The following is a 14,836-nucleotide window of genomic DNA, read 5'->3' as shown; positions in this document are numbered from 1 at the left end:
TAATTAAAATATTAACTAATAAACACGTTCTTTTGGACTGAAAGACTTAATAAATTTTGTATCAACATTAACAGATCGAAAAGAAACAGTTTCATTTTTCTTAAAAAACAAAGTATGTTTCATCCAATTAACATCATCTCGTTTGGGAAAATCTTCTCGAAAATGAGCTCCCCTACTTTCTGTCCTAATTAATGCCGATTTTGCAGTAGCAAATGCAACTTCCATCAAATTATCTAATTCTAATACAAAAATTCTTTCAGTATTAAAAACTTTACTCTTATCAAGCAAAATAGCATGATTTAAACGTTCTTTTAAAAATTTCAATTTATCTATACCCAATTGCATTAATTTCCCTGTCCTAAAAACTCCAAAATTATCTTGCATAATTCTTTTCATTTCCTTATATATTAAATAAGGATTTTCTCCATCTTTATCTTTTTTATTTTCCCATTTTAAATAACGAGATAAAGAATTAGTAATATCATCATTACTAATAAATTTATCAAGACTAGGAATTGTTTTTAGTTTCCACATACTTTCTATATGTAATCCAACAGCTTTCCCAAAAACTATTAAATCTAATAAAGAATTTCCTCCCAATCTATTTGCACCATGAACAGAAACGCATGCACATTCTCCAACAGCATAAAGTCCCTCTACGATATTATCTATATTATCCTTTTGAGTTAAAACCTGTCCATAAATATTGGTAGGTATACCTCCCATACTATAATGGCATGTTGGAACCACTGGTATTGCATTATAAACTGGATCTACTGAAGCAAACTTTATAGACAATTCACGAATACCAGGCAATCTAGAACGAATCAAATCAAATCCTAAATGATCTATTTTTAATTTTACATAGCCAACACCTTCATTATTACTATGATCTATAAATCCTCTTCCACAATTTATTTCTTTTGCTATAGCTCTAGATACAACATCTCTAGATGCTAAATCTTTAACCATGGGAGCATAATTTTCCATAAAACGCTCTCCATATCTATTAATTAAATATCCACCTTCACCTCTACATCCCTCAGTAATTAAAACACCTGAACCTAAAATTCCAGTAGGATGAAACTGCCACATTTCCATATCTTGCAATGGAAAACCTGCGCGTAAAACCATTCCTAACCCATCACCAGTATTAATATAAGCATTTGTAGTAGATTGATAAATATGACCAGCACCTCCAGTTGCAATTACGCAAACACGAGACTGTATAAAACAAATTTCTCCTGTTTCAATACAAATAGCAGTTATCCCAACTACACAATTTGACATATCTTTTACTAAATCAATAACATACCATTCACTAAAAATACAAGTTTTTTCTTTTAAATTCTGTTGATATAAAACATGTAATAAAGCATGTCCAGTTCTATCTTCTGCTGCACAAGTGCGAGTAGCCTGTTCACGTCCAAAATTTTTAGTTTGCCCACCAAACGGACGCTGATAAATCTTTCCATTTTTTGTTCTTGAAAACGGTAAACCCATATGTTCTAATTCATATACAGCATTTGACGCATTTCTACATAAATATTCAATACAATTTTGATCTCCAATATAATCTGAACCTTTAACAGTATCGTACATATGCCATTTCCAACTATCATTATCTATATTTCCTAAAGCAGCAGTAATTCCTCCTTGAGCTGAAACAGTATGAGAACGAGTAGGAAAAACTTTTGAAAACAAAGCAACTTTAATCTTAGACTTAGATAATTGTAACGCAGTACGCATCCCAGCTCCACCTGCTCCAATAATTATAACATCAAATTTCTTATAAACATTAAATAACATTTTTAAATTACCTAAAAATAATCATAACCCCATATATAAATTGAATTGTTAAATAAATATACACTACTATATATAGTAGTAAACGATAATATGTTTTTTTTATATAATCAGTTATTATTGTCCATAAACCAATCCAAGCATGAAAATTTAAAAAAAATAATGTAAGTATACTAGATACTTTAAACATATTGGAATCAAATAATTTAACCCAATTATCATAAGTTAATTTATGACAAAAAAACCAATATATTAAAAACCATAAGAAATAAAAAAGTAAATATATTGAAGTAACACGTTGTATAATCCAATCTTTTATTCCACTACTAGTTAAACTACCCATATATTTTTCTTTTACCATATCAAAACTCCAACAGCACATAATAATAAACATTCAATAACAATCATAAAATAAATCGTTATTCTTCCAACTTTAATAGTATTAGGAAAAATAAAATCCATTAACAAATGACGTATTCCAAATAATAAGTGATGAATAAAAAATATACTAAAGATACAAATTAACATTTTAAAATATGTATAAAAAAATAATATTTGCGTAACATAAAGAAAAAAAACTTTATCTTTAGCCAATAAATGAAAACAATAAAATATAAACGGACAAAATAAAAACAAAAAAAATCCAGAAATTCTATGCAAAACAGAAGCAATCATCATTACATTAAAATCAATAAAATTTAAATATAAATTTACAGGCCTACTTTTTTCAATCATCTTAGAATTTTCTAAATTATTAATCATATTTTATGTATTAAAAAAAAACAATAAATCAAAAACTATCATATTATTTATTATTCAACATAATTTTAATTAATCATCACTTTTAAAATAAATTCTCTTAAGTTTACTAAACATAAATTAAAAAACTATTAAATTATATTTAACAAGGAACACTAAGTTCTCCACATAAATTACTAACCATCATTTTTTTTATAATCTTAACTGATAAATTTTTATTTAATAAATAAAGTAATTTACAATAAGCTGCTTCTAATGTTAAATCCCATCCATTAATTAATCCTAATTTTTTTAACCAATATCCAGTTAGATATTGATTCATATTAACACATCCTTGAACACATTGACTACAATTAACAATTAATATACCACTTTTACAAGCTTTCTTTAAAATTTTTAAAAATTGAAAATTATTATTTTGAGCATTTCCTGATCCATAAGTTTCTAAGATTAATCCTTGCAATGGATATTGCAATAATTTTCCCAAAATATCAATAGATATTCCAGGAAACAAACGAAAACTAACAATTAATTTAGAATTTAATTTTTGTAATTTAAATTTTTTTTTTGGCTGAGGAAGTAATAATTCTTTATAAAATCTTACAGACATTCCAACAAATGCCAAACAAGAAAAATTAGGAGATTTAAAAGCATTAAAACAATAAGTACTTATTTTTTTAGTTCTATTTCCCCTTAATAAATAACGATTAAAATAAATACAAACTTCATAAATAAATTGAATAGAACTAAAAAAAATAGAAGTAATAATATTATTTATTGCATCACTTTTAAATTCCAACAAAGGAATTTGTGATCCAGTAATTATTACTGGTTTTCCTAAATTTTCTAACATAAAAGACAAGATTGAAGCAGTATATGACATAGTATCTGTGCCATGTAAAATAACAAATCCATCATAGTATTGATATTCATTTTTAATATCAGTACCAATTTTATTCCAAGATTCAATAGAAATATTAGAAGAATCTAATAAAGGATCATATTCTTTAATTACATAATCAGGCATACTATTACTTTTTAAACAAGGAATTTTTTCTAAAACTGATTTTACATAACCTGTTATTGGTGTATATCCATTACTTGTTTTAATACTGCTGATTGTACCTCCTGTATTTATAATAAGAGTACGTTTTCTCATAAAAATTTGAAAATAAAGATAAAATTTTTATTATCTTTTAATATTTTTTCTTTAAAACAGAAGTACTAATAAAAAAAATTTTTTGTATTAATTTTTTATAAAAAAACCAATAAATATTATTTTACAATAAAAATAAAAAAAATTTTATTTTTTTTTTAAAATATTACTATTTATATATAAAAAATAAAAAAGTCTTTAACTGTAGGATATTAACATTTAAAAATATTAAAAAAATTATTAATAATAAATTATTAATTTATATTTTTAATTAATATTTAGTTCAATATTAATTAAAAAAAATTAAACTTTATGATTAATAAAAATTAAAAAACATGAATTTTACTTACATAAAATAATATAAAAACATTATTTTCTAATTACATTTATTAAATAAAACTATTCAAATTTAAAACTACATATTGTAATATAATTTTTTACTCAAATAATTTATAATTTTTAAAATTAACTTATTACTTTAGTTAAGAAGTAATTATTCAATATTCAAAAATATAATCTAATAATTAAAAATATAAAAAGTAAATATATGAAAATTTATATAAAATTTTTAAAAAAAATTTTAAAACATGGAATAAAAAAAAATAATAGAACCAATATACCAACTATTTCTATATTTGGTTATCAAATGCATTTTGAATTAACAAATGGATTTCCATTAATTACTACAAAAAAAATTCATATACGTAGCTTTATTTATGAACTTTTGTGGTTTTTACGAGGAGAAACTAATATTCAATATTTAAAAAAAAATGGAGTAAATATATGGAATAAATGGGCTGATTCCAAAGGAAATTTAGGACCTATATATGGTTATCAATGGAGATCATGGAAAACAACGAAAGGAGATAGTATAGATCAAATAAAAAATATAATAAAGGAAATTAAACAAAATCCAAATTCTAGAAGATTATTAGTTAATTCATGGAATGTAGAAGATATAGATAAAATGTCTATAGCTCCATGTCATGTTTTATTCCAATTCTTTATTTATAATAGTACTATTTCTTGTCAAATTTATCAACGTTCCGCTGATGCTTTTTTAGGAGTACCATTTAATATAGCTTCATATTCACTTTTAACTCACATGATTGCTCAACAATGTAATCTAAACGTAAAAAAGCTTATCTGGACAGGAGGAGATTGTCATATTTATATTAATCATATAAATCAAGTAAATTTACAAATATCACGAAAACCATTTCCTTTGCCTATTTTAAGAATAAAAAGAAAACCTAAATCTATTTTTGCTTATAAATATTCTGACTTTGAATTTATAAATTATAAATCTCATTTAAAAATAACAGCTCCTATAGCTATATAAAAATATTTTTTTTTGGTATTATGTTTTATAAACAATTAAAAATATATTTAAAAAATAAATTTTAAGATAAAAATAAACTATCTTTTTTATTCTTTATTTTAAATCCAATTAAAGGAATATCTAAATTTTTATTTAAAGCTAAAACTTTAAATAATTCTCCCATTTCATGAGGTTGTAATAATTTTTTAGCAATTTGTGTAATAAAAAAATTATTATTTATATTTTTTTTTAATAAATCTAAAAATCCATTAGAAATTAAAAAAGAAGATTGATTTGTATATCCTGATATTTTAAAGCCTACTAATTTTGCAGATTCAGCAACTTGAGTAAAATTAACATGAGAAGTTATATCTTGTTTTCCTATATGAATTAAAGGATTAGTATGAGATATATGACGATAATGACACATTATTGTTCCCATATTTCGATCAGGATGGTAATATTCATGTGAAGGAAATCCATAATCAATAATTAATACTACTCCTTGATAAAGGATCTTATAACATTTTTTTATCCATAAATCAATTAATAAATTAACTTCTGAACAATAATTATATAAATTTTTAGGAAAAAATTTATTTAAATATTGAATTAAAGCATAATTCTTACAAGATTTAAACACTTCTTTTAATTGATAATTTGAATCATATTTAATATAACTTTCTAAAATTCTATTTTTAGTTTTATAAAATCTATGTACTGGAAAAGCATCTAATAATTCATTGGCAATTATTATCCCATTAATTTTTTTTCTTGGCCATGTTTTAAACCATTTAATACGATTAAACAAATGAGGAATTTTTTTTTTATTAAAAAAAACTGATTATTACGCAATGTTTCACTAATTTCCAATATATAATAAAATTTTGGTAATAAACCATATTTTTCTAAATAAAGTAAAATATCTACGCATAATTTCCCGCTACCAGCACCGCATTCTAAAATAATCGGTTCGGTCAATTGACATAATATTTGATTACTTTGAATTGCAATAATAGATCCATATAAAGAAGTTAATTCCGGAGAAGTAACAAAATCCCCTTTAATTCCAATTTTTTTAAAATTTGAATTATTGTAATATCCTATTAATGGAGAATATAAAATTATTCTCATAAAATTTACAAAAGATATACTTTTATTTTTTTTAAAGTAATTTTGATATAATATTGAATGTATATTATTACCTAACATTAGACTAAAATAGTTTTTTTAAAAAAATTTAAAATTAATTTCAAAATTATTATTGTATTAAAAATATAGCTACACTCTCTCTAACATAGTATATCTTAATCAATACCTTAATTAAAGTAAATTATTCTATAATTATGAATTTTTCATCAAATCTATAGGAATTTCAAATCCTGTACTTAATTTATTCATTTTTTCTTTAGATATTTTTTCTATTTTTCTTTTAGCATCATTTATTGCTGCGGCTATTAAATCCTCTAACATATTGATATTATCAATTAAAGTAGAATCAATTTTTACCCATCCATTTCTTACTTCATGGTTTCCATCCATTTTTATTACTACTAAATCTCCTCCTGACTTTCCTTCAACTACGATATCAGATAATTGCTGTTGAGTTTCTTGCATTTTTTCCTGAATTTTTCTTGCTTCTTCTAGCAGTTTACTAAAACTTTGATTGATATTCATCTAAAACTCCCAGATCTTTTTAAAAATCTTAATTATTAAATAATTTTTAATAATTCACAATGATACTTGAAACCAAATTATTTTCAATTAAAATTAAATAAAATATCTTCTTCAAAGAAAATACTTTAAATTATTAATATTTTTTTTTAAAAAACATAAAATTTAATCATTCTAAAAAAAATCATTAAAAAATTAATTTTCTTTAATAAATTTTTGTTGAATATTTAACATACGAAATATAATCATTTCAAACCCCATACTAGGAATAGGTGCAAAATCTATGTCCTTATAATGTTTCAAACAAATACGATACAATAATTGAATGTATTGCGATGGAATTTTATTAGCTATCAATTGTATTGATTTATTAAAAGATAAATGGTAATTCTGAATACATTCCCATTTTGGAAAAAATTGTAAAATTGTTATTTTATGCAAATAAATTAATATTTTTTCTAAAATAGAAGAGTAACAACTATTATTTCTAATAGCATCGTTCACAATTAAAATTAAAGATTTAACTTCATTATTAGCTAAACATTCTAAAATTTTTAATGCATAATTTTTTTCATCAATTTTAACAAAATATTTAATATTATTTAAATTTAAATAATTAGTACTGCTAATATTAATACTTTTATCTAATAAATTTAAAGCATCTCTCATACTTCCTTTAGATAATTTAGCTAAAAACCATAATGCTTTTTCTTCGTAAGAAAAATTTTCTTTTTTCATTATAAATTTTAAATGTTCTTTGATTGATTCTACAGAAAAAAGCTGAAGTTCAAAATGCAAACATCTAGATAAAATTGTACACGGTATTTTTTGCAAATTTGTAGTAGCTAATAAAAATTTTACATGAGATGGTGGTTCCTCCAATATTTTTAATAAGGCATTAAAACTATGTTGAGATAACATATGTACTTCATCAATCAAATAAATTCTAAATCTACCTTGACAAGGTAAACAATAAACATCCTCTAAAATATCTTTTATATCTTCAATTTTCGTTTTAGAAGCACCGTCTATCTCAATAAGATCTATAAAACATCCATTATCGATATTTTTACAAATATCACATTCTTGACATGGATTAATTGTAATTCCTTTTTCACAATTTAAAGATTTTGAAAAAATTCTAGCTATACTTGTTTTTCCAATTCCTCTTTCACCACTGAAAATATAAGAATGATGTACTCTATTATGTAATATAGAATTACATAAAATACGTACTGTAGATTCTTGACCTTTTAATTCCGAAAAACTACGAGGCCTCCATTTCAGTGCTAATGTAATATAATTCATACATAAAAAATATTATTTGTAATATAATCGTATACAATATAATTATTTTTATATTCTTCGGTAATTTTATAAAATATATTTTGTTCATACACCCGAATTAATTATTACCGATGCTTCTTTCCAGACCTGTCGGAATTCATAATATTACTCGCCGCAGACTTATTTATAATTATAAAATTACCGTTTTTTGATTGAAAAATGTTAAAAAAATATCAAATATCAATATTTTTTACTTCTAAAGCATTATCAAAAATAAATTGTTTCCTTGGCTCTACTTGATCTCCCATTAATGTTGAAAATATCTTATCAGCCATAAACACATCTTTTATTGTTACTTTTAACATTCTTCTTATATTAGGATTCATTGTAGTATCCCATAATTGTTCTGGATTCATTTCCCCTAAACCTTTATATCTTTGTATAATTTGACCATATTTCTCTTCAGTTATTAACCAATGCAATACTTGATCAATAGATATTATTTTCAGTATTTTATTATTTTTTATTATTTTAGATCCATTTTTTACATATTTCTTAATTTCTTTTCCTAACTCCATTATCTTAATATAATCCTTAGATAAAAAAAAGCTTTTATCAAAAATAAAAGATTTACTTAATCCATACTTAGTGATAGTTATAGAAGGAAGATAAGAAAATAGTTCTTTCTTATATATCAAAGATATATCGTAATAAATATTTTTATTCAAATTCAAATTTTGTAAATTACTACACAGTTTTTTACACCAAATATTGATTAATTCTCGAGAATTAAAATTTTCTTCTTTTAAAAATGGTAAATAAAAAAGTGCATTTAAAACATCCAAATCATATTCATTAGCATGATGAATAATAATTTTTTTTATAGATTGATATCTTAATAACAAATTCTTAAAATCTAAAATAGAAACTTTTTTATTATTGTCAGATAAATAAATTTTAACGTCTTTTAACGAATTTTCAATAAAATACTTTAAAAGAGATTCTTCATCTTTTATATATTTTTCTTTTTTTCCTTTTTTTACTTTAAATAATGGTGGTTGTGCTATATATATAAATCCTTTTCTTATTAAATCAGGAATATATCGATAAAAAAATGTCAATAATAAAGTTCTTATATGTGCTCCATCTACATCAGCGTCTGTCATAATGATAATTCTATTGTAACGAATTTTATTTAGATGAAATTCATTTTTTCCTATATTACAACCAATGGCTGTTATTAATGTTATTATTTCTTGTGAAGATATCATTTTATCAAAATGAGCTTTTTCTATGTTAAGAATTTTACCTTTTAAAGGTAATACAGCCTGAAATTTTCTATCTCTTGCTTGTTTAGCAGAACCTCCAGCTGAATCTCCTTCTACTATATACAATTCACACTTTTCAGGGTCTTTTTCTTGACAATCAGAAAGTTTCCCTGGTAGACCAATGATATCCATTAACATACTTTTTTTACGTGTAATTTCTCTTGCTTTTTTAGCTGCTTCTCTAGATTTAGCAGCTTCAATAATTTTATTAATAATTATTTTAGATAAAGAAGGATTTTCTAATAAAAAATTATAAACTTCTTCAGAAACTATAGATTCTATTATAGATTTTACTTCAGAAGATATTAATTTATCTTTAGTTTGAGAAGAAAATTTTGGATTTGGTATTTTTATAGATAAAACTGCCGATAATCCTTCTCTTATATCATTACCAATCAAAGATACTTTTATTTTTTTAATATATCCTTCTTTTTCAATATAAGAATTCAACGTTCTAGTTAATCCAGATTTAAATCCCATTAAATGGGTTCCACCATCTTTTTGTGGGATATTATTAGTAAAACAAAGTATATTTTCTTGAAAAGACTCATTCCATTGCATAGCTAATTCCATTTGAATACTAGATCTTTTTTTATAAATATGTAAGATATTAGGTATAATAGGTTTTTTGTTAAAATTTAAATATTTAATAAATTCAGATATACCTCCTTTATAAGAAAAACAATCACTTTTATGTATTCTTTCATCAGTCAATTGAATACATACTTCTGAATTTAAAAAAGATAATTCTTTTAATCTTTTAGATAAAATTTCATAACGAAAATTAATATTTGAAAAAATATTTTTGCTAGGTTTAAACCAAATTTTTGTTCCAGTTTTAGAAGATATTCCAGTGATTTTTATAGGATCATTTGGAATACCATTTTTATAAGATTGTTCATAAACATTTCCATTACGATAAATAAATAATCGTAATTTCTCAGAAAGTGCATTCACGACAGATATACCTACTCCATGTAAACCACCAGAAATCTTATATGAATTATCATCAAATTTTCCACCAGCATGCAGTGTTGTCATAATAATTTCTGCAGCTGATTTTCCTTCCTCTTCGTGTATATCTACTGGTATTCCTCTTCCATCATCTTCCACAGTAATAGATTCATTATTATGTATTGTTACATAAATTTTTTTTGAAAATCCTGCTAAGACTTCATCTATAGAATTATCCACAATTTCAAATACCATATGGTGTAGTCCTGATCCATCATTTGTATCACCTATATACATTCCTGGTCTTTTTTTTACAGCATCAAGTCCTTTTAATATTTTAATATTTTTAGAATTATAATTCATTGTTTTTAAAATTAAATTTAATCTTTTTTTAAAATTTTTGTTTTAGATTTTGTATAAAAAATTAATTAAAAATTATTATTACATATAACAGGATGTAATAAAAGTATAGGGATTAGTATTTTTATATTTTCATAGGCATTACTATATACTTATAATTATCATTATTACTTATTTGTATTAAAATACTACTATCTGAAGATTGCATCGATAATTTAATCAATCCTTTTGGTAGTATATTTAAAATATCTAATAAATAATCTACATTTACACCTATCTTAATTTCTTTTCCTTTTATATTTGCATTTAATAATTCTATAGCATTTTCTTTTTCTTTATTAGTACTTTTTATAATTAATATAGAAGGTTTTATATGTAATATAATGGCTTTTGATTTTTCATTAGTCAATATTGAAACTCTTTTTAATGCTTGTTTAAACTTATCTCGATCTATAAGAACAATTTTATCTTGATATGTAGGAATAATTTTTTGGTATGAAGGAAATTTTGCTTTTATCAATTTTAATTCGATATTATATAACTTTGTATAAAATCGTAAATAGTTTTCATTTCCACAAATAACAAGATCTGTATTTTTTGTATTTAACAATAATTTAAGTATTTCTTGAACCCCTTTTTTAGGTAATAAAAATTTAGAATTGAAATTAATTTTTTCATGAAAAATTTTTTTTATAGCCATTCTATAACCATCTGTAGAAACAGATGTTATTTGTCCTTTTGTAAAATCTAATAATAACCCATTTAAATATATTCTTGAATCATTTTGTGGTATGACAAAATAAGTAAATTGAAATAAATCAACAATATCATATGACCTCATAATTATTTTAATAGTTGGATTTTTAAAGTTACTAATTGGATAATCTTTATAAGGTAAAGTATTAAGCAAAAATTTGCTATTATTAGTTTTTATTAATACAAAATCTTTAATTGCAATAATTGATGGAGTATCATTTAAATTTAATAATTTTAATATATGAAACAATTTTTTTCCTGGAATAGTAATTATTCCAGGAATTTTAATTTGGTTTAATATGTTTTCATTACATGTAATGTATGTTGTAATTTTAATTTCTAGATTTGTAGCAGATAAAATTATTTTATTTTCTCTAGAATCAACTAAAATATTGTCTAGTATTGACAATACACTATTTTTTTTATCTATAACTCCTAAAATTATTGATAAAGCATTTAAGAAAATTTTTTTAGATATTTTTATATAAAAAATTATATTTTTTTTCTTCATTAAATTAATGATTGTATTTTGAAAGTATTATTTCAAGTATTTTTTTATAATCTTTTGAGAAATTATCATTTAGTTGTATTAAGTTTCTCATTTTTTTATAAGCATATAATGCTGTTGTATGATCTTTTTTATTAAAAATTGTACTAATATTATAAAAACTTAAATCTGTTAATTTTCTGATTAGTAACATTGCCATTTGTCTAGATTTTACTAAATGAGTGTATCGTTTTTTAGATAAAAATTCTTTTGTTTGTATGTTGTAGTATTTCATTACTACTTTTTTAATAGTATCAATATCAATAGATTTTTTTTTCATAAAAATAAGATTTTTTAAACTATTTTTAGTCAATTTTATGTCTATTTTTTTTTTAGTAAAAATAGAATTTTCAGCAATGTTTTTTAGTGCTTCTTCTAATTCTAATACATTAGAATTAATATGATTCGCTATAAAGTAAATTACTTTTTTAGGTAAATTTATATTCAATTGTTTTGCTTTTTCAATTAATATTAAAATGCGTGTATTAAAATTTGGAGGTTCAATTTTTACTGTTAATCCATAATTTAATTTTGATTTTAATTGTTCTGTTAGTCCAGTAATTATTTTAGGAGAAAGATTAGAAGTTAAAACTACTTGTTGTTGTTGTTCTAATAAGGTATTAAAAGTATGAAAAAATTCATTCTGAGAATATTTTTTATTTGCAAAAAATTGAATGTCTTCTAGGAATAATCCATTTAAAGATCTATAAAAATTTTTAAATTCAATAATAGTTTTTTCTTTGATTGATCTAATCATGTTAAATACAAAATTTTCTGAATGCAAATATAATATTCTATATTGAGGATTATTTTTTAATATTTTATTACCTATAGAATGAATTAGATGTGTTTTACCTAATCCTGTTTTTCCATAAATTAGTAAAGGATTGTATTTTTTTCCTGGTAACAAAGAAACTTTCATGGCTATTGATTTTGCTAAAAGATTAGAATTTCCTTCAATAAAATTGGCAAAGGTAAATTTTTTATTAAAATTATTAAGATAACTAAAAGAGTTAAATATTTTCTTTTTATATTTAAAAAAATTTATTTTTTTTATAGATTCATTAATTTTTTTAGTTCCTATTTTTAGACGAATAACATTGATGCTGTTATTACTTAAATGTTTTATTGTTTTTTTTATTTCTGAAAAAAAATTTTCTTTAATTTCATTTTTTACAAATTGATTAGGTACTAACAAGTTAATATATTTTTTTTTATCTTCGATTTGTATTGGTTTGATCCATGTATTAAATTGCTTTGGATAATTTTTTTTTAAAGAAAGTAAACATTTTTTCCATATTATTAGTAAATTTTTTTGATTTTTATTATCTAACATTCTTTTTAAAATATATGAATAGTTTTCAATAAAAACTTTTGTTATAAATATTAAATTTTATTTCTCTTAATGTTTCTTGGTATTTATGAGATGTTATTTGATAAATTCTAAATTTTATTTAACAAATTTTTTATATTCGTAAAATATTTTAACTTATAAAAAAGATTTTACTATTTAGTAATAATAAGCTTAAACAGTAACCTTACTAGAAGTAAAATTCTATAAAAATTTACGGTATGTTACTTTTTAAAAGTATTTTTAATAACATAGAACATCCTTATATTTTCTTTTTCTTTTTTTTTAATATCTTGGTATGGATAAAATTACTTTTTTTATTTTTTAATAAAAATTAAATATGTTTCGATAAAATCGAATATTTAATTTCAAATTTTTTCTATTTTTATTGTTTATTTTTGATTTTTATTATTTTTATTTAAAATCAATTATCTTAGTATTTTTAAAAATTGTCAATATCTTATTCTTTAAAGTAAATATATAAATAATAATATATATATATATATTATAAAAAAAAAAGAATATTAATTCTTTATATAATAAAAAACTTAATATTTTTAAGTAATTATTTAATAAAGATTAGAATTATATTCTTTAATATAAGTAAGTAAGAAAATCTTTATTTTTTTTTATATAGGTAATATTATTTTTTTTAAATTTTGAAAGTGATAATATTTTTTATATTATGTGCATAACTATGTTTAAAAATGTATTTTTATATATGTGTATTATTTTATAATACACATATATAATATTTTTTGTTTATTATTGTGAATAACATATAGTTATTGTGGATAAGTAGTGTATAACTTGTATGTATTTAATTACTTTTAAAAAAATTTATGTTGAATTTTATTGACTAATTAGTAAAAATTACATACATTATTTCAATGTTTTGATTTTTATTTATTTTTGTATTTTTTTTGGAAAAATATTTATGAAAAGAACTTTTCAACCTAGTAATTTAAAAAGAAAAAGGTGTCATGGATTTAGATGTAGAATGTCTACAAAAAATGGTCGTTTGGTATTAAATAGACGAAGAATGAAGAGACGAAAAAGATTATCGGTTTGATAGTGAATTACTATAAATTAGTTTTTTAATTTCATAAAGAAATATTATTATGCATTCTTTTAGTAAAAATAGAAGAATATTTAAAACTAAGGATTTTAAATTTGCTTTTAGAAATTCAAGAAAGATAGTAATCTTTTGTTTTGTTTTATTTTTTTGGAAAAATTTATTAGAGAATGCCAGACTTGGAATAATTATATCTAAAAAAATAATAAAAAAATCTCATAATAGAAATAAAATTAGAAGGCTTATAAAAGAAACCTTTAGATTGACTACCTTTATCAATAATTTGGATATAGTGGTTTTAGTGAATTCAAAAATAGTTGGATTAAGTAACCAATGTATTATTTATACATTAAATGATGTTTGGAAAAAAGTTCAAAAAATTAATGTTTGAAAAGTAATAGAAGAAAAAAAGGATTTTTTTATTGAAAAATAATATTTGATTATAGTATAGTAAAAATTTTT

At 21.7% G+C, this 14,836-nt stretch carries 12 protein-coding genes and 1 pseudogene; 3 read left to right on the top strand and 10 right to left on the bottom strand.

The features are described 5' to 3' along the window. Positions 1 to 15: 15 nt before the first annotated feature. The 4 genes from sdhA to ansA all read right to left on the bottom strand — a co-directional run bounded on the left by sdhA (position 16) and on the right by ansA (position 3,724). Positions 16 to 1,809 (bottom strand): succinate dehydrogenase flavoprotein subunit, encoded by a 1,794-nt coding sequence (gene sdhA / locus CCU22_RS01700; RefSeq protein ID WP_100114862.1) that lies wholly within the window; start codon positions 1,807 to 1,809, stop codon positions 16 to 18. A 7-nt stretch (positions 1,810 to 1,816) separates the two neighbouring features. Continuing rightward, on the bottom strand, positions 1,817 to 2,167 hold the full coding sequence (sdhD, locus tag CCU22_RS01695; RefSeq protein ID WP_158521318.1) for a succinate dehydrogenase, hydrophobic membrane anchor protein: 351 nt from the start codon (positions 2,165 to 2,167) through the stop codon (positions 1,817 to 1,819). Beyond that, on the bottom strand, positions 2,161 to 2,568 hold the full coding sequence (gene sdhC, locus CCU22_RS01690) for a succinate dehydrogenase, cytochrome b556 subunit (protein ID WP_100114860.1): 408 nt from the start codon (positions 2,566 to 2,568) through the stop codon (positions 2,161 to 2,163). Before sdhC ends, sdhD begins: the two co-directional genes overlap by 7 nt. 139 nt (positions 2,569 to 2,707) lie before the next feature. Next, positions 2,708 to 3,724, bottom strand: coding sequence for an asparaginase (ansA, locus tag CCU22_RS01685; RefSeq protein ID WP_100114859.1), 1,017 nt, complete (start codon positions 3,722 to 3,724; stop codon positions 2,708 to 2,710). Positions 3,725 to 4,268: 544 nt separating this feature from the next. On the opposite strand from ansA, the gene thyA reads away from it, so the two are divergent. Continuing rightward, positions 4,269 to 5,063, top strand: a complete 795-nt coding sequence (gene thyA, locus CCU22_RS01680; protein WP_100114858.1) for a thymidylate synthase — start codon at positions 4,269 to 4,271, stop codon at positions 5,061 to 5,063. Positions 5,064 to 5,124: 61 nt separating this feature from the next. On the opposite strand, the pseudogene CCU22_RS01675 reads toward thyA, so the two are convergent. From CCU22_RS01675 to dnaA, 6 genes and pseudogenes are all read right to left on the bottom strand, one after another. Beyond that, positions 5,125 to 6,176, bottom strand: a pseudogene (locus tag CCU22_RS01675) (class I SAM-dependent methyltransferase). Positions 6,177 to 6,386: 210 nt separating this feature from the next. Then, positions 6,387 to 6,719 carry a YbaB/EbfC family nucleoid-associated protein gene (locus CCU22_RS01670; RefSeq protein WP_100114857.1) on the bottom strand — a complete coding sequence of 111 codons (333 nt, stop codon included), beginning with the start codon at positions 6,717 to 6,719 and terminating at the stop codon, positions 6,387 to 6,389. Positions 6,720 to 6,911: 192 nt separating this feature from the next. After that, on the bottom strand, positions 6,912 to 8,024 hold the full coding sequence (gene dnaX / locus CCU22_RS01665; RefSeq protein WP_100114856.1) for a DNA polymerase III subunit gamma/tau: 1,113 nt from the start codon (positions 8,022 to 8,024) through the stop codon (positions 6,912 to 6,914). A gap of 212 nt (positions 8,025 to 8,236) precedes the next feature. Further along, a complete protein-coding gene (gene gyrB, locus CCU22_RS01655; protein WP_100114855.1) occupies positions 8,237 to 10,648 on the bottom strand; it encodes a DNA topoisomerase (ATP-hydrolyzing) subunit B in 2,412 nt (803 codons plus the stop codon). 121 nt (positions 10,649 to 10,769) lie between these two features. Continuing rightward, positions 10,770 to 11,912: a DNA polymerase III subunit beta gene (gene dnaN, locus CCU22_RS01650; protein WP_100114854.1), complete on the bottom strand. Its 1,143-nt coding sequence runs from the start codon at positions 11,910 to 11,912 to the stop codon at positions 10,770 to 10,772. A 4-nt stretch (positions 11,913 to 11,916) separates the two neighbouring features. Next, entirely contained in the window at positions 11,917 to 13,284 is a 1,368-nt protein-coding gene (gene dnaA / locus CCU22_RS01645; RefSeq protein ID WP_100114853.1) for a chromosomal replication initiator protein DnaA, read from the bottom strand. A gap of 952 nt (positions 13,285 to 14,236) precedes the next feature. Here dnaA and rpmH point away from each other — a divergent pair. Together rpmH and rnpA are read left to right on the top strand one after the other, a co-directional pair. After that, positions 14,237 to 14,371, top strand: a complete 135-nt coding sequence (gene rpmH / locus CCU22_RS01640) for a 50S ribosomal protein L34 (RefSeq protein WP_100115038.1) — start codon at positions 14,237 to 14,239, stop codon at positions 14,369 to 14,371. 49 nt (positions 14,372 to 14,420) lie between these two features. Beyond that, complete coding sequence (gene rnpA / locus CCU22_RS01635) at positions 14,421 to 14,765, top strand: ribonuclease P protein component (RefSeq protein WP_100114852.1); 345 nt, start codon at positions 14,421 to 14,423, stop codon at positions 14,763 to 14,765. The last annotated feature ends 71 nt before the right edge of the window (positions 14,766 to 14,836 follow it).

Origin of the sequence: Candidatus Legionella polyplacis (assembly GCF_002776555.1) — a bacterium.
GTDB lineage: Bacteria > Pseudomonadota > Gammaproteobacteria > Legionellales > Legionellaceae > Legionella_E > Legionella_E polyplacis.
The sequence above is the reverse complement of the archived record's forward strand: the minus strand, read 5'-3'. Positions and strand labels throughout refer to the sequence as shown.